General features: G+C 65.5%; 12 protein-coding genes. 1 reads left to right on the forward strand and 11 read right to left on the reverse strand.

Features of this window, described 5'->3' with window-relative positions:
• Positions 1-38 precede the first annotated feature (38 nt).
• Positions 39-2129, reverse strand: coding sequence for a TonB-dependent siderophore receptor (locus E3U47_RS19155; protein ID WP_134693234.1), 2091 nt, complete (start codon positions 2127-2129; stop codon positions 39-41).
• A 566-nt stretch (positions 2130-2695) separates the two neighbouring features.
• Here E3U47_RS19155 and E3U47_RS19160 point away from each other — a divergent pair.
• Entirely contained in the window at positions 2696-4000 is a 1305-nt protein-coding gene (locus E3U47_RS19160) for an OprD family porin (RefSeq protein WP_134693235.1), read from the forward strand.
• A 30-nt stretch (positions 4001-4030) separates the two neighbouring features.
• On the opposite strand, the gene E3U47_RS19165 is transcribed toward E3U47_RS19160, so the two are convergent.
• From E3U47_RS19165 to tssC, 10 genes are all read right to left on the reverse strand, one after another.
• A complete protein-coding gene (locus E3U47_RS19165; protein ID WP_134693236.1) occupies positions 4031-5695 on the reverse strand; it encodes an FMN-binding glutamate synthase family protein in 1665 nt (554 codons plus the stop codon).
• A gap of 201 nt (positions 5696-5896) precedes the next feature.
• Positions 5897-7825: a type VI secretion system tip protein VgrG gene (locus E3U47_RS19170; RefSeq protein ID WP_134693237.1), complete on the reverse strand. Its 1929-nt coding sequence runs from the start codon at positions 7823-7825 to the stop codon at positions 5897-5899.
• An 11-nt stretch (positions 7826-7836) separates the two neighbouring features.
• Positions 7837-10512, reverse strand: coding sequence for a type VI secretion system ATPase TssH (gene tssH, locus E3U47_RS19175; protein ID WP_134693238.1), 2676 nt, complete (start codon positions 10510-10512; stop codon positions 7837-7839).
• Positions 10505-11554: a type VI secretion system baseplate subunit TssG gene (gene tssG, locus E3U47_RS19180; protein ID WP_134693239.1), complete on the reverse strand. Its 1050-nt coding sequence runs from the start codon at positions 11552-11554 to the stop codon at positions 10505-10507. Before tssG ends, tssH begins: the two co-directional genes overlap by 8 nt.
• Positions 11518-13380 carry a type VI secretion system baseplate subunit TssF gene (tssF, locus tag E3U47_RS19185; protein ID WP_134693240.1) on the reverse strand — a complete coding sequence of 621 codons (1863 nt, stop codon included), beginning with the start codon at positions 13378-13380 and terminating at the stop codon, positions 11518-11520. Before tssF ends, tssG begins: the two co-directional genes overlap by 37 nt.
• Positions 13377-13892 (reverse strand): type VI secretion system baseplate subunit TssE, encoded by a 516-nt coding sequence (gene tssE, locus E3U47_RS19190; protein WP_134693241.1) that lies wholly within the window; start codon positions 13890-13892, stop codon positions 13377-13379. Before tssE ends, tssF begins: the two co-directional genes overlap by 4 nt.
• A complete protein-coding gene (locus tag E3U47_RS19195) occupies positions 13886-14296 on the reverse strand; it encodes a hypothetical protein (protein WP_134693242.1) in 411 nt (136 codons plus the stop codon). Before E3U47_RS19195 ends, tssE begins: the two co-directional genes overlap by 7 nt.
• Positions 14293-14727, reverse strand: a complete 435-nt coding sequence (locus E3U47_RS19200; RefSeq protein WP_134693243.1) for a type VI secretion system amidase effector protein Tae4 — start codon at positions 14725-14727, stop codon at positions 14293-14295. The genes E3U47_RS19195 and E3U47_RS19200 overlap by 4 nt, the downstream gene beginning before the upstream one ends.
• Before the next feature lie 72 nt (positions 14728-14799).
• On the reverse strand, positions 14800-15288 hold the full coding sequence (locus E3U47_RS19205) for a type VI secretion system tube protein Hcp (RefSeq protein ID WP_023632508.1): 489 nt from the start codon (positions 15286-15288) through the stop codon (positions 14800-14802).
• Between the two features lie 150 nt (positions 15289-15438).
• The gene (gene tssC / locus E3U47_RS19210) at positions 15439-16932 is read right to left on the reverse strand and encodes a type VI secretion system contractile sheath large subunit (protein ID WP_134693244.1); all 1494 of its coding nucleotides are present in this window, start codon (positions 16930-16932) and stop codon (positions 15439-15441) included.
• Between the last annotated feature and the right edge of the window lie 4 nt (positions 16933-16936).

Below are 16936 nucleotides of genomic sequence, written 5' to 3' on the forward strand. Positions count from 1 at the left end.
GCCGCTGGGGGCCGCTGCTACAGGTTGGGTTGGGCCGATCAGAAGGTGTAGCTGCCGGTGACCACCAGGCTACGCGGGTCGCCAAACTGGATCTGCGAACCGCTGGTAGCCGAGCTGTAGTAGGTCTTGTCGGTGATGTTGCTCAGCGCCGCGCGTACATCCCAGTCATGGGTGCGGTAGCCAGCCAGGGCATCCCAGCGGCCATAGCCTGGCAGCACGATGCTGTTGGCGTTGTCGGCGTAGCGGTCGCCGACCAAGGTCAGGCCGGTCTCGGCGTACCAGCCCAGCTCCGGCTTCCAGGTCACGAACAGACTGGCGTTGCGCTTGGCCACATCGTTGATGCGGTTGCCCTCCTGGCCGTTGTTGTCCTTGACGATGGTGGCATCCTGCAGGCCGATACCGCCTCGTACGTACCAGTTGCCAACCACATTGCCAGTGGCGGTCAGCTCGATGCCGCGCGAGCGCTGCAGGCCGCTCAGCAGAATGATTTCCGGGTTCTGCGGGTCGCGGGTACGGCGGTTGTACAGTTCCAGTTCGTAGACGGCGAGGGTGGTGCTCAGGCGCTCATCGAACCACTCGCTCTTGACCCCAACCTCTTTCTGCCGGGTGAGCTCCGGATCGGTCTGGTTGGTATTGCCGGCAGCGCCAGGGGTGATGCCGATCAGGCCACCACCGACCGGGGAATAGCTCTTGCTCCAGGAGGCATAGAAGGAGTGATCGCGCCAAGGCGTATAGATCACACCCACCCGTGGGCTGAAGCTAGTGTCCTTCTGTGTCTCGGCAATACCGCGCATCTTGTTGGTGGTTTCCACCTCGAAGCGGTCGAAGCGCCCGCCCAGCAGTACTTGCCACTGATCGTTCAGGCGGATCTGGTCCTGCAGGTACAAACCGGTGCTGTCGACATCGGTGACGTTGTTGCTGAACAGCTTCATCGTCCCGTTGTGTTGATTGCGCGCGGTGGATCCGCTGATCGGCGCGCCAGGCACACCGACGCCCTGGTCGAGGCGCGAATGGCGACGTTGTTCGCCGACCTCCAGGCCCACCAGCAGGGTGTGCTCCAGACCGTAGGTCTGCACATGCCCTTCGAGCTCCACGGTGTTGTAGATATTGCGCGTGCTCAGGTCCTGCAACCAGCGCTGGCGCCCGACCATGCCGGTCGAGGGGGTGTAGCCGGTGAGGTAGGTATTGTCGAAATCGCTCTCCAGCTTGAACAGGCTGAAGGTGTGGCGCAGTTGCCACTGGTCGTTGAGGTCGTAGTTCAGGCGCGAGCGCAGCGATTGCGCGCGGTCGTCGATGTAGTCGCGCTGGGTATCACCGTAGGTGGTCTTGCGGCTGACGTCGGCCGGGCGCCCGGTCAGCGGGTTGCCTGGGATGCCACGGTCCGGGGTGCGGTTGTAGCGGCTGTACTCGTATTGCACCAGCCAGTTCAGGTCGGGGTTCAGCTGCCAGCTCATGGACGGCGCGAACAACTGGCGGTGGTTGCCGTCGATGCCGTCGCGGAAGCTGTTCTTGTCCTCGTTGCCCAGGTTCAGGCGCAGGCTCAGGGTGTCGCTGGGGTCGGCGCTGAGGTCGGCGTACAGGCTACGCAGGTCCTGGCTGCCACCTTGGGCCTCGACGGTCGAGCGGCGGCCATGTTCCGGGGCCTTGCTCACCCGGTTGACGATGCCGCCCTGGCTGCCGCGGCCATACAGCACCGCCGCCGGGCCCTTGAGCACCTCGACTCGTTCGATGTTGTGCAGGTCGCGGGTGTACTGGCTATCGTCGCGCACGCCGTCCAGGTAGAAGTCGTTGCTGGCGTCGAAGCCGCGGATGCGCAGGCTGTCGAAGCGGGTGTCGGCGCTGCTGCTGACGTTGGGGATGCCCTCGAGCGCCTTGCCCAGGTTGCTGCTGCCGTAGTCCAGCACGTTGCGCGTCTTCACCGAGTCGATGGCCTGGGGCACGTAGCGTGCCGGGGTCGAGGTACGGGTCGCGGTGGTCACTTCGCGCACGCGTGGGTTGTCTTCCTCGCGGGTGCTGTCGGCGGTGACCGCGGTTTCCGGCAGGGTCGTGGTGGCGGCGTTGGCCAGGCCGGCGCTGCACAGCAGCGACAGGCCCAGGGTCAGGGGCGAAAGGCGGCAAGGGGCAAGCATTACGGGCGTCCGGGTTGGCTAGTGAGAAATTGGGCGCGAATGGTAATGCTTGCTATTTGCTATTGCTCGCCTATTCGTAAAGGCTTGTCTTTACATATGTATCAGTTTGTAACATTCGTTCGGGTGGTTTTTGCGAATTCTCCTATTCGCCTGCAAGTCCGGCTCCTACGCCGTGATGCATGCTTTTTGTAGGCGCTGGCCTTGCCAGCGAAGGGGTCAACGTCGCGCGATCCATATGACAGTTGTGCGTTTGTCGCCGGCTTTGCACAAAAGAGACAAATTTGCGCTGACCCACGGCAGATATGCATGGAAATGCACCAGCGCCGACCTGGTTTTTGGTTATATCAACCTGCATTTCACGATTTTTTGACATGTATAAGCAGGCAAGGCTAGGATTCGGCGTCTACGCCTGCTGGCCATGACTTGGCCATGCGGCTGCAAGGCCCGTTGCAGACCATCGACGGGCCTTCCGGCTTGGATCCGCATAGCGTCGAACCTACGAAGGGGCGTTGGTTCCTGGCGTTCTAATGCAGAGCGTTTTTGAATACTTAATAAGGAAAATAAACATGTTGAAAACCAGGATCAGCCTGGTCGCCCTGGCGATGATCGCCGCGACCCAGGCACAGGCCAATGAGCAGGCCGAAAGCAAGGGCTTCATCGAAGACAGCCACGCCAACGTCCTGCTGCGCAACGCCTACATCAACCGCGACAAGAAGCACAATACCGACGACCAGATCGAATGGGGCCAGGGCGTCATCGCCAACTTCTCCTCCGGTTTCACCCAGGGTACCGTCGGTGTCGGTGTCGATGCATTCGGCCTGTACGCGGTGCGTCTGGATGGCGGCAAGGGCCACAACGGTGGTGGCGGTGTCGACTTCTTCAAGCCACACAACACCAAGAACGCCGACGATAACGCCAGTGGTCCGCATGACCTGGCCCGTGGTGGCGCAGCCGTGAAGTTCCGCATCTCCAACACCGTGCTCAAGTACGGTGACCAGATGCCGACCCTGCCAGTGCTGCAGTACGACGATGGTCGTCTGCTGCCGGAAAGCTTCACCGGCACCCTCATCACTTCCAAGGAAATCAAAGGCCTGGAGCTGAACGCTGGCCGCTTCACCCAGGAAGCGCGCAAGAGTGCCGAACGCCGTGACGGCGGTGGCCTGAAGTCGATCAACGTGCTCGGCGGTAGCTACAAGTTCACCGACAACTTCACCGCGTCGCTGTATACCGCCGACAACGAAGACGTGATGAAGAAGCACTACCTGGGCATGAACTACGTCTACCCGATTGCGGCGGACCAGTCCCTGACCTTGGACTTCAATGGCTACAAGTCCAAGCTCGACAAGAAGCTCATCAATAAATTGGGCATGCGTGAGGGTGACCGGGACAACACCATCTGGAGCCTGGCGGCTACCTATGCGTACGGCCCTCACTCGGTGACCATCGCGCACCAGCGCAGCACTGGCGATACCGGCTACAACTACGGTGGTTACCAGAATGATCGTGGTTTCGGCGACGGTGGCTCGACCATCTACCTGGCCAACTCCTACTGGTCCGACTTCAACGCAGAAGACGAGCGTTCCTGGCAGATTGGCTACGGCCTGGACTTCGGCGCCTTCGGCGTGCCAGGGCTGACCTACAAGGTCGCCTACGTGCGTGGTGATAACATCAACACCCACGGCAATGGTGAAGGTAAAGAGCGCGAAATCTTCAACCAGCTGCGTTACGTCGTACAGGAAGGCCCAGCCAAGGACCTGTCGGTCAAGCTGCGTAGCTCCTTCCTGCGTACCTCGCGCAACGTCGCCGACTTCTACATGGACGACGGCAACGAAGTCCGCGTATTCGTCGAGTACCCGATCAGCATCTTCTGATCCTGATCCCGCGTCACCCGCAGCCCCGGCCTATGCCGGGGCTGTTTCTTTGCGGCGCGGGGCGATCGCTGCCTGCGCCGCCTCGCCCGTCTCTGGCGCAAAGCTGTCGCTGCGTGCCATCCGCCACATCCGCGCGTAGAACTCGCTGGCGATCGCGCCGCTGAGCAATTCCCCTGGCTTGAGGAAAGTGTGCAACTGCGAGAACAGGCTGATCTCGCTGGGGCTGATGCGTCGCGCCAGGTGCTTGGGCTTGAGTTCTGCAGGGTGGTCCAGGCCCGCGGCGGCGAGCATCTCGGCCAGGGCATGCAGGGTATTGCGGTGGAAGCTGGCGACCCGCTCGGCCTTTTCCGGCACTACCAGTGCGCGTTGGCGCAGCGGGTCCTGGGTGGCCACCCCGGTCGGGCACTTGTTGGTATGGCAGCTTTGCGACTGGATACAGCCGATGGCGAACATGAAGCCGCGCGCCGAGTTGACCCAGTCGGCGCCGATGGCCAGCACGCTGGCGATGTCGAAGGCGCTGACCAGCTTGCCCGCCGCGCCAATGCGCACGCGCTCGCGCAGGTTCAGCCCGACCAGGGTGTTGTGCACGAACATCAAGCCCTCGCGCAGCGGCACGCCGATGTTGTCGGAGAACTCCCGGGGCGCCGCGCCGGTGCCGCCTTCCTTGCCATCGACGACGATGAAGTCCGGGGTGATGCCGGTGGCCAGCATGGCCTTGGCGATGCCCATGAACTCCCACGGGTGGCCCAGGCAGAACTTGAAACCCACCGGTTTGCCGCCAGACAGCTCACGCAAGCGGGCGACGAACTGCAGCAACTCCAACGGCGTGCGGAAGGCGCTGTGCGCCGCTGGCGAGATACAGTCCTCGCCTTCACGTACACCGCGGGTCGCGGCAATCTCGGCACTGACCTTGTGCCCCGGCAGGATGCCGCCATGGCCCGGCTTGGCGCCCTGGCTGAGCTTGATCTCGATCATCTTCACCTGAGCGTCGCGGGCCTGGTTGGCGAAGCGCTCGGGGTCGAAGCGACCATCCTCGGTGCGGCAGCCGAAGTAGCCACTGCCGATTTCCCAGATCAGGTCGCCGCCGTGCTCGCGGTGATAGGGGCTGATGCTGCCTTCGCCGGTGTCGTGGGCGAAACGACCAAGGTGCGCGCCCTTGTTCAGCGCGGCGATGGCGTTGGCGCTGAGGGCGCCGAAGCTCATCGCCGAGATATTGAAGATCGACGCCGAGTACGGCTGGCCGCACTGCGGCCCGCCGATGCGGATGCGAAACGAGGCAGGGTCGGGCATCTGCACCGGCAGCATCGAATGGCTGATGAACTCGAAACCCGGCTTGTAGGCGTCGTTGAGCGTGCCGAAGGCCTTCTCGGCGCTTTCGTTCTTGGCCCGGGCGTAGACCAGCGAGCGCTGGGCGCGGGAGAACGGCAGCTTGTCGTCGTCGCCTTCGAGCAGGTACTGGCGGATCTCCGGGCGGATGGTTTCGATCAGGTAGCGGATATTGCCCAGGATCGGGTAGTTGCGGCGCACCGCGTGGTGCTGTTGGCGCAGGTCGTTGAGACCGACCAGGCTGAGCAGGGCGGTGATCACGGAGAGTGGCCAGAGCCAGTCGTGCTGGGCGAGGAAAGGCAGGCTGGCAAGGGTGAACAGCAGGCACAGGGCCAGGCAGGCGTAGCGGCTGGGGAACGAGTCTTTCATGGGGCCATCGCAGACAGGGTGACCGGCCTAGGATAGGCAAAGCGCAGCGGCGGAAAACCAGGCTGATTGGTAAAACACTATTACCTGGGGCCAAAGGGTTGTCGGTTTCGCGCCCTGTCGCGGGACAAGCCCGCACCCACGAGGCGCGTGGCGATGCTCATGGCGTGGGAGCGGGCTTGCCCCGCGATGAGTCCTTTGGCGTTACTGCTTGAACACCTGCTTCACCCGCCCGTCGATCTCGCCCTTGTCACCCTGGCCCGAGGCCTTGGCCTGCGGGCCGCCCCCCAGGTTCAGGTCGAGCTTGCCATCGGTATTGATGATCCCATCCGCCGTCGCATGGATGTTGAACTGGGTGCAGCTGATATTGATGGTGCCGTCCGATTTCAACTCGATCACGCTGTCGCCACAGACCAGGCGAATCTGGTCGCCGGCATCCATCACATAGTTGCCGTGCACGCTGTCGCGCTTGTCGCCGCCGACCAGCAGGATGTCGCGCTGGCGCACCGAGCGCAGGCGATCCTGGCCGATGGTCACGGTCTCGATCATGCCCACGGTCTTGACCCGGCTGATGCCCACCGACAACGTCTGGTTCTGCTCCACCACGCTGTCCATGTTGCGTTCGGCGTGCACGTACAGCTGTTCGGCACCCTTCTTGTCCTCCATGCGGATTTCATTGAAGTTGGCCGGGCTGCCGCCCTTGCTCGAACGGCTCTTCATGCCGCTTTGCGTGGCGCTGCCGGGCAGGTCGTAGGGCACTGTCTGCTCGGCGTTGTACACCCGCCCGGTGATGATCGGCCGGTCGGGGTCGCCTTCGAGGAAGCTGACGATCACCTCCTGGCCGATCCGCGGTACCTGGATCGAGCCCCAGTTCTTGCCCGCCGTGGCTTGCGACACGCGGATCCAGCACGAGCTGTTCTCGTTGGACTGGTCGTGGCGGTCCCAGTGGAAGTGCACCTTGACCCGGCCGTACTGGTCGGTCCAGATCTCCTCGCCGGAAGGGCCCACCACCACGGCCGTCTGCGGGCCCTTGACGATCGGCCGCAGGGTGCTGCCCACCGGGCGGTAGCTCTGCTGCGCGTCGATGCAACTGAGGTTGCTCTCGAACTGCGCCGCGCCGCTGCCGCCGCCGCTCTCCAGGCGTTCCTGGTGCACGTAGTAGCGCGCGGCGACGATCAGGTACTCGCGGTTCTGGTCCTGGCGGCTGAAGTTGCTCAAGCTGAACAGGTCGCCGCTGCCCAGGCCACGGGCATTGCCGCGCAGCTCGACGCGCTCGTGCAGGCTCTGCAATGATTCCAGGCGGGTGCGGGCATAGTGCTCGCCGTCCTGGGTCTGCTCGTAGGCGCCGGGGTAGTCGTACAGTGGGTAGTCGCCGGCCTGGTGCGGGCGTGGCATCGCCGAGCGCACGTCGATGCGCGCGCTGGGGCGTTGGAAGTCGTAGTCGTTGAGCTCCAGGGAGCCCGGCTGGACTTCCTGGGCCAGGTGCCAGTCATTGATATGGTCGCGCTCGCGGTGCTGGCCGTCTGGTGGGTAGTAGGGCACGGTCTCGTAGCCGGGCACCTTCTGGTGCGCGCCGTAGGCGTCGGCGAGCACCAGCACGTGGCGCTCCTGTTCGTGGCGGAAGAAGTAGTAGATGCCTTCTTCCTCCATCAGCCGGCTGACGAAGTCGAAGCTGGTCTCACGATACTGCACGCAGTATTCGCGCTCGCGATAGTTGCGGCTCAGGGCGTCCTCGAAGTCCGAGAAGCCCAGGTCGCGGAACACCTGCTTGATGATCTGCGGCGCGCTCAGGTGCTGGAAGATCCGGCAGTCGCTGGTGCGGGTCAGCAACCACAGCCAGGGGCGCAGGGTGACCCGGTAGGCGGCGAACTGGCCCTGGTCCACCGACTGGCTGCAGCGGGCGACGATGCCGTGGAAATGCCGCGAGCTGCCGACGCTCTGCTGCACGCTCAGGCTCATCGGTTTGCCCAGCAACTGGTTGAGGTCGATGGCCGGGTCGTCGCTGGTCAGCTGCAGCTCGAAGTCGAACAGGCGGCCAAGCTCCTCGCTGCCGCCCATCTCGGCAAGGATCAGTTTGTCCGGCCCCAGGGGGCTGTTGATTTGCGCCAGGCGCGTGAACTGCTTGAACAGCATGGTCGGTCCTGTCAGTCGGCGGCGCCGAAGTCATAGTGCAGGTCGTTGTCGCGGCGGCTGATGCTGACGCTGGCCAGCGGCTTGCCTTCGAGCAGGCGGGTGAGGAACTCGCGGCTCATGTCCGGCAGCAGGCCATTGGTGAGGATGGCGTCGATCATGCGGCCACCGCTTTCGGTCTCGGTGCAGCGCGAGACGATCAGCTCGACCACGTCGTCGTCGTAGGCGAAGCCGACCTTGTGAGTGCCCTCCACGCGCTTGCGGATGCGCTCCAGCTGCAGGCGGGTGATGGCCTTGAGCATGGTGTCGCTGAGCGGGTAGTAGGGGATGGTCACCAGGCGGCCGAGCAGCGCCGGCGGGAAGATCTCCAGCAGCGGCTTGCGCAGCGAGGTGGCCACGGCCTCCGGGTCGGGCAGGGCCTGCGGGTCCTTGCAGGTGTTGGCGATCAGCTCGGTGCCGGCGTTGGTGGTGAGCAGGATCAGGGTGTTGCGAAAATCGATCTGGCGGCCCTCGCCGTCTTCCATCACGCCTTTGTCGAACACCTGGAAGAAGATCTCGTGCACGTCGGGGTGGGCTTTTTCCACTTCGTCGAGCAGCACCACGCTGTAGGGCCGACGGCGCACGGCCTCGGTCAGCACGCCGCCCTCGCCGTAGCCGACGTAGCCGGGTGGGGCGCCCTTGAGGGTGGAGACGGTATGGGCTTCCTGGAACTCGCTCATGTTGATGGTGATCAGGTTCTGTTCACCGCCGTACATGGCCTCGGCCAGGGCCAGGGCGGTCTCGGTCTTGCCCACGCCGGAGGTGCCGGCGAGCATGAACACGCCAATTGGCTTGTTCGGATTGTCGAGGCCGGCGCGGGAGGTCTGGATGCGCTTGGCGATCATCTTCAGCGCGTGGTCCTGGCCGATGATGCGCTTGGCCAGGTGGCTGTCGAGGTTGAGCACGGTCTCGATCTCGTTGCGCGCCATGCGCCCAACCGGGATGCCGGTCCAGTCGGCGACCACCGAGGCCACCGCCTGGTAGTCCACGGTCGGCAGGATCAACGGGCTCTCGCCTTGCAGGGCGGTGAGGCGCTGTTGCAGGTCGATGAGCTTCTCGCGCAGTTCATGGCTGCCCTGCACGTCCACTTCCTGGTCGACCACGCCCACTTGCTCGCGCAGTTGCGCGCGGGTGGCCAGCAGTTCGTCAACCAGGGCTTTCTCCTCGGCCCAGCGACTTTCCAGGCCGGTCAGGCGCTCGCGCTCCTCAGCCAGCAGGCTGTTGGCCTGGGCTTGGCGTTGCGCGGTGTTGACGCCGATGGCCGCTTCGCGGGCGATTATCTGCAATTCGACTTCCTGTGCCTCGATGCGCCGACGGCTGTCGTCCACCTCGGCCGGCACCGCGTGCAGGCTGATGGCCACGCGGGCGCAGGCGGTATCGAGCAGGCTCACCGACTTGTCGGGCAACTGACGCGCCGGGATGTAGCGGTGCGACAGCTTCACCGCGGCTTCCAGCGCCTCGTCGAGGATCTGCACCTGGTGGTGTTTCTCCATGGTCGAGGCCACGCCGCGCATCATCAACAGCGCCTTGGCTTCGCTCGGCTCGTCCACTTGCACCACCTGGAAGCGGCGGGTCAGGGCCGGGTCCTTCTCGATGTGCTTCTTGTACTCGGCCCAGGTGGTCGCCGCCACGGTGCGCAGGCTGCCACGGGCCAGGGCTGGCTTGAGCAGGTTGGCGGCGTCACCGGTGCCGGCGGCGCCACCGGCGCCGACCAGGGTGTGGGCTTCGTCGATGAACAGGATGATCGGCTTGGGCGAGGCCTGCACGTCTTCGATGACCTGGCGCAGGCGTTGTTCGAACTCGCCCTTCATGCTGGCGCCGGCCTGCAGCAGGCCGACGTCCAGGCTGCGCAGTTCGACGTCTTTCAGGGCCGGCGGCACGTCGCCGGCGACGATGCGCAGGGCGAAGCCTTCGACCACGGCGGTCTTGCCGACGCCGGCCTCGCCGGTGAGGATCGGGTTGTTCTGGCGGCGGCGCATGAGGATGTCGACCAACTGGCGGATCTCCTCGTCACGGCCGACGATGGGATCGAGCTTGCCGCTGCGGGCCTGCTCGGTGAGGTCGACGGTGAAGCGCTTGAGCGCTTCCTGCTTGCCCATCGCCGCCGGCGCCACGGCACCGCTGGCCTCGCCCGGGGCGGCGGCGCTGAAGCCGTCGCTGGCGGCCAGGTTGTTCTCCGGCGAGTCGCCCACGTACTCGTCGAAGCGCTCGCTCAGGGCCTCGATCTTCAGCTTGGCGAACTCGCTGGACAGCCCCAGCAACGCATTGCGCAGGCTCGGCGTCTTGAGGATGCCGACCAGCAGGTAGCCGGTGCGTACCTGGCTTTCGCCGAACATCAGGCTGCCGTAGACCCAGCCGCGCTCGACGGCTTCTTCCACTTGCGAGGACAGGTCGGTGATCGAGGTCGAGCCGCGCGGCAGGCGGTCGAGGGCGTCGGTCAGGTCGCGGGCCAGGCGTGCCGGCTCGACGTTGAACTGGCGCACGATGCGGTGCAGGTCGCTGTCTTGCAGTTGCAGCAGCTGGTGCAGCCAGTGCGCCAGCTCGACATAGGGGTTGCCCCGCAGCTTGCAGAACACCGTGGCGGCCTCGATGGCCTTGTAGGCGACGCTGTTGAGTTTGCCGAACAGCGCGGCGCGGCTGATTTCACCCATGGTCTTGACTCCTTGTTGGCGGGGCGTTGACCGGCTGGTCGGCGTAGTACCGAGCCAGCTTCAGGTCGCGAGCATCGTGCGATGGCCGGCCGAGCCAGGTGTCGAACCCCAGGCGTTGGCCGGCATTGAGTTGCAGCGCGGGCACTTCGCCCTGCGCGAGGATGAGGTTGAGGTCCCAGTCCAGTTCCTGGCCCAGGTACTCGGCGACCCAGGCGGCGAGCTCGACGAACGCCTGGCCGCCGGGCAGCAGCGCGTGGTATTGGTCGAGGGTCAGCGGGCCGAGGCACAGACGGAACTTGTGTTGGCGGTCCCACACGTAGCGGCCCAGGCACAGGTCCACGCCCAGGCGGTTGGCGCGCACGCCGAGCTGGCTGCGCTCGGGCAGTTCCAGCCACTGGCCGACGTACTCCTCGAGCTTCACCGGCACGCCGAAGTAGCCCGCCAGGATGCTGCACAGGCCATCGGGGTAGCGGGTCTGCGCGGCCAGGTGACCGGACCAGTGCAGCTTGGCGGTGTCGGCCAGCGGCCCCTGGCCTTGCAGTTCCGGTTGGCCACGGCCGCTCAAGGCGGCCAGGCGCGCGGCCCAGTAGTCGTCGCCCGGGCGGTCGTGGCTGACCGTCGGCCGGGCCTCGGCCCAGGCGCGGTAGAACAGGCTCAACAGGCGGTGGTGGAAGATATCGAGAAAGCGCTTGCTGGTGGGGTCGGCATGGTTGCGCTGGCGCTCGCGCATGTACTCGGTCAGGTGCAGCGGCAGCGGGCCGTTGGGGCCGCCGAGGCCGAAGAAAAACTGCTCCAGGCGCGCCGGCTGGTCGTCCAGGGTGGTGACCGAGGCCAGCGTCGCCGGGGCGAAACCGCAGTCCAGGCGCTGGCCCAGGCGCACCGGTTCGTCGGCCAGGCGCAGCGAGTGGCCGAAGCGTGGCAGTTCCGGGTTCTGCGCCTCGAGGCGGCGCAGCGCCTGGAAGAAATCGTAGGCCCAGGGCTCGGCCTGCATGGCCTGTAGCGTGTTCACAGGGTCGGCCTGCGCCCGGGCTTGGCGGTCCAGCGCATGATCTCGCCGCGTTCGCTGGTGCGCAGCACGGTTTCGGTGAAGCTGTTGATCGACACGTAGCGGGTCAGGAAGCGCTCGAATACCGCGCCGAGCAGGAATACCCCGGTACCGCGGAAGGCGTTCTCGTCGAAGGTCAGGGTGATCTCCAGGCCGCGGCCGAAGACGATCGGCCCGGGCATCGGCAGGCGCCGGGTGCAGGGCTTGCTGCTGACCTCGCGCAGGCCGTCGATCTGCAGCAGCAGGGCGCTGTCCTGCGGGTCGCCGTACAGGCGCAGCAGTTCGCGCAGGGCGGCGGCGCCCTGGCCTTGTTCGGCCAGCGACAGGTAGTTCAGCGACAATTGGCTGATCAGGCGCCAGGCACGATTATCGTGGGCATGGCTGGCCTTGGGCCGGCTGGGGCCGGCCAGGCAGCGCACGGCGGCGACCGGGGCGCTGTCGGCCAGGCTGAAGTCGCTGCGCCCGTCGCCGACGTTCATGAACAGCGGCAGGTCGCGGTTGCTGCACAAGGCGCTGATGCCCAGCTGGCGCAGATCATGGCGGTAGGGCGCTTGCTGGCCGTCGACCAGGCTGACGAAGGTCTCGCTGCCCATGTAGCTGGAGCGCGTGCCATTGCGCCGCTGTTCGCTGGACAGCACCCGTGGCTCGCGGCGGACGATGTAGTAGGCCTGGTCGCGGCCATAGCGCGATGGGTCGCGCACGGCATAGAACGGCAGGAACTCCTGGTCCGGGCCAGTGCCGTGGCCGCTGACTCGTTGCAACGAGTGAATCTCGAAATCGGTAGGCCGGGTGCGGTCGGCGATCACGTGGTGCTCATGCACCCGGTCGGTCAGGTGGATGCGGTCGACCCGGCGCGGGAACAGGTTGATCGCCGGGGTGCAGAACGGCACGAACTGGCTGGCGTCGACACTGCTTTCCAGGCTCTGCTCGAAGCGTTCGAACAGCACGATGATCTCCAGATCCTGGCCGTTGCAGCGTTTCACTGCTCGCTCCAGGCCGGCGAAATCGACGAACAGGAAGCGTTGCGGCAGGGCGAAGTATTCCTGCAACAGGCGATAGCCCTGGAATGCCTGGGGCACCACCGGCAGCGCCGCTTCGCGGTCGTCGAAGCCGCATGGCAGCAAGGCGTCCTCGACCGGTATGCGTTCGTTCCACTCGGCGCCCGGCTGGCGCACGAACACCGCGCAGGCGCTGCCCAGCAGCTGCTCGTAGAGGCGGAACGGGGTTTCGTCGGCGCCGTTGAGGTACAGCGGCAGGTGGCTCAGCGGCAGGCTGGCGAACGGGATTTCGGCGCCGCTGCGCAGGCTCAGGCGCAGGCCGGCGCGGGCTTTCGGTTCGCTGGCGGCCAGGCGCCCGAGCACAGCGCCGGGGTTGCCGAAGTACTCGGCCCGGGCCACCTGCAAGGGCCACAGGGTGACGTCCTGGGTACTGCGAAACTCGCAGGGTGTCTGTGAGTTGCGTCCGAGATTGGCGCGCAGCACGCTGTCACGGGGTAGCTGGAATCCGGCGGCCAGCGAGCCTTCGTCGGGGTCGGTCTGCAATTGCACCACGGTCATCGACGGGGTCGGCGCCAGGTAGTGCGGGTAGGCGATTTCCAGCAGGTTGTGGGTGAAGGTCGGGTACTCGGCGTCGAGTTTGAGCTGCACCCGCGCGGTGAGGTAGGCGAAACCTTCGAGCAGGCGCTCGACATAAGGGTCGGCGCACTCGATCCCGGACAGCGTCAGGCGCCCGGCGATCTTCGGGTATTCCTTGGCGAACTCGGCGGCACCCTCGCGGATGTGCTGCAGCTCCTGGTTGTACAGCTCGAGCAGGCGCGGGTTCATGCGCGCCTCCGGCGCTCGGCGGGCGCCACCCGGACATGGCCGGACTCCAGGTCGACGTCGGTCTGCAGCAGCAACGGCAGCGCCGCCGGCTGGGCCCACAGGTCGCCTTCGATCTCGAAGCTCAGGGCGTTGGCGTTCATCTCGCCGGGGGCGGCCTGGGCGCGCACCTTGAGGGTATGGGCGAGAATGCGTGGCTCGTAGGTGGCGATGGCCTGGTGGATGATGCGCTCCAGGGCGTTCAGGTCGATGTTCGAGGCACTGTTGCCGGCCAGGGCCGGCAGGCCATAGTTGACCACCGAGGCGCCGGCGTGGGTGTTCAGGGTGTCGGTGCTGTCGAGCAAAGAGGTGGTGTTGAGCAGCCAGGCCAGGTCGCGCAGTACCGAGGCCTTGAGCTGCTGCAGGCTGAGCACGCGCTTGTCCGGGGCTTCCTGCGGGTTGCCCGGGTCGTCGTCGGTCAGGCGATCGAGCAGCGAGGGCTGCAGGCGGTCGCGGGTGGCGATTTCGGCTACCACTGGAACATCCCTGTGAACATTTTCTGGTCTTCGAAGCCGGTGTCGCACGAGGCGCTCGGTGCCGGCGTGGACGCCTCCAGGCCGGCCTGGGTCAGGCGCACGGCGCGCGAGGTCTTCAGGCATGCGCCCTTGAGCGTCGGATGCGGCTGCACGTGGGTGACCAGTATGATCGGCATGCCGTTGAACTGCTCGACCCTAGCCTTGCCGGCGCGGTCCGGGCTGAGGCTGCACGGCCACTGCATGTCCAGCGCCAGGCTTTGCTCGCCACGGCTGAGCACGCACTGGCCGGCACGCTCGGCGAGGGTCACGGGCTGGCCGTCGAGCGTGGCCTCGGTCAGCAGCTCGGCATCGGCGCAGGCGCTCAGGGCCAGCAGCAGGGCGCCTGCCAGTGCCGCGCGGCTCATGTCAGTTCCCAGAACCAGACCTGCTTGGACTGGTAGTTCTGGTCGGAGAAGCCCTTGGTCAGGCCGCGGTTCCACAGGTCGATATGGTCGCCCGTGCGGTTTTCCTGGCTTTGCCCGGCACGGGCGAAGCAGTCCTTGTAGAAGATGATCCCGGTCTTGGCTTTGAGCGTCTCGCGTTCCTGGGCGCTGCCGCCGATGCGCTGCGGGCGGCCGAGCTGGCGCTCCAGCCAGTTGGCCAGGGATTCGGCGCCACGGGCATGGCCATGGGCGCACTTGGGTTCGGTGTAGGTCGACTTGTTGACCTTCAGGCCCATCTCTCCATTGAGCGCGATGCTCATGCGGATGGCGCACTGATTGTCCCACGGGCCGTCGCAGGGCGAGGACACCTTTGGGTAGGCATTCCACAGGTTGATGAAAGAAGGCTTGGCCATAAGGTTCACCGTGAGCGGGTGAGACGTGGGAGGGGGCGTGCGCGCCGGGTGGGCCGCCGCGCACGCGGTCGATCAGATCTTGACGTTGGAGCGGATGTTCCAGCCGTACTTGATCGGGCCGCCTTCCTTGGTGCCGTCGGCTTTCTGCGGCTGGTAGTCGACGGTGACCTTGGCGAAGTTCAGGGTCACGTTCTCGGTCAGGCGGTCATCGCTGCCCGAGCCGCCGGTGCTCAGCGAGCTGATGATCACCTCTTCGAGGTTGATGATCAGGTACTCGACCTGGCTTTCACCGCCGGCCTTGCGCACGGTCAGCTTGACCTTGTCGATGTGCTTGCCGCTGGAGCAGTGGGCCATCAGGTTGGGGCTGGACTTGTCGATGTACTTGGTGATCGACAGGTCCTGGATGTTGACCTTGCCCGAGCCGCCGCCGCTGCCCAGGTGCATGTTGCCGGACTGGGACATGCCCCAGCTCCAGTTGAGCACGTCGATTTCGTCCTTGTGGGCCTTGTCGTGGGACTCGCCCTTGATGTCGCCGATCTTGATGAAAATATCTACAGCCATGATGTCCTCGGGATTTCCAGTCGGTTGGCGGTGCTATTGGGGCTGCTGTGCAGCCCATCGCGGGACAAGCCCGCTCCTACAGGATTTGTGCAGCCTTTGTAGGAGCGGGCTTGTCCCGCGATGGGGCGCGTGCAGCGGCCCCGTTCAGGCTTAGGCCCCTTTGGCCGAAGGCAGTTTCGACACCAGGCGCAGCGACACGGTCAGCCCTTCGAGCTGGTAGTGCGGGCGCAGGTAGAAGCGCGAGTTGTAGTAACCCGGGTTGCCTTCGACGTCCTCGACCACTACTTCGGCGGCCGCCAGCGGGTGCTGGGCCTTGGTGGTCTCGGTGGAGTGCGCCGGGTCGCCGTCGACGTAGTTGAGGATCCAGTCCTGCAGCCAGCGCTGCATCTCGTCCTTTTCCTTGAACGAGCCGATCTTGTCGCGAACGATGCACTTCAGGTAATGGGCGAAGCGGCAGGTGGCGAACAGGTACGGCAGGCGCGCGGCCAGGTTGGCGTTGGCGGTGGCGTCCGGGTCGTCGTACTCGGCCGGCTTCTGCAGCGACTGCGCGCCGATGAAGGCGGCGAAGTCGGTGTTCTTCTTGTGCAGCAGCGGCATGAAGCCGTTCTTCGCCAGCTCCGCCTCGCGGCGGTCGGAAATGGCGATCTCGGTCGGGCACTTCATGTCCACGCCACCGTCGTCGGTGGGGAAGGTGTGCGCCGGCAGGCCCTGTACTTCACCGCCCGATTCCACGCCACGGATGCGCGAGCACCAGCCGTAGTGCTTGAACGAGCGGTTGATGTTCACCGCCATGGCATAGGCGGCGTTGGCCCAGGTGTACTTGCTGCTGTCGGCGCCGTCGGTGTCTTCCTCGAAGGCGAAGGCCTCGACCGGGTCGGTCTTGGCGCCGTAGGGCAGGCGCGCCAGGAAACGCGGCATGGTCAGGCCGATGTAGCGCGAGTCTTCCGATTCGCGTAGCGAGCGCCAGCCGGCGTATTCCGGGGTGGTGAAGATCTTGGTCAGGTCGCGCGGATTGGACAGCTCCTGCCACGAGCCCATGCCCATCACCGTCGGCGAGGCGGCGGAAATGAACGGCGCGTGCATCGAGGCGCAAACCTTGGACACCTCGCCCAGCAGCTCGACATCCGGCGGCGACTGGTCGAAGTAGTAGTCGCCCACCAGGCAGCCGTAAGGCTCGCCGCCGAACTGGCCGTATTCCTCTTCGTAGAGCTTCTTGAACACCGGGCTCTGGTCCCAGGCGGTGCCCTTGAATTTCTTCAGAGTCTTGTGCAGGTCGTTCTTCGAGATGTTGAGCACGCGGATCTTCAGCTGCTCGTCGCTCTCGGTGTTGTTGACCAGGTAGTGCAGGCCACGCCAGGCGCTTTCCAGTTTCTGGAAGTCGTCGTGGTGGATGATCTGGTTGACCTGGGCGGTGAGCTTGGCGTCGATGGCGGCGATGATCTGCTCGATCGAGCCGATGGCATCGTTGGACACCAGGTTGGTCTGCGCCAGGGCCTGCTCGGCCAGGGTGCGCACGGCGCTCTCCACGGCTTCCTTGGCCCGCTCGGTCTTGGGCTTGAACTCCTGCAGCAAGAGGCTGGCGAACTCGCTCGGGTCCTGGGTGGCCGCCTGTGGGGCCTGGCTGTCGCGCAACGGATCGGTCATGGTC

Origin of the sequence: Pseudomonas sp. RIT623 (genome assembly GCF_004519305.1) — a bacterium.
GTDB lineage: Bacteria > Pseudomonadota > Gammaproteobacteria > Pseudomonadales > Pseudomonadaceae > Aquipseudomonas.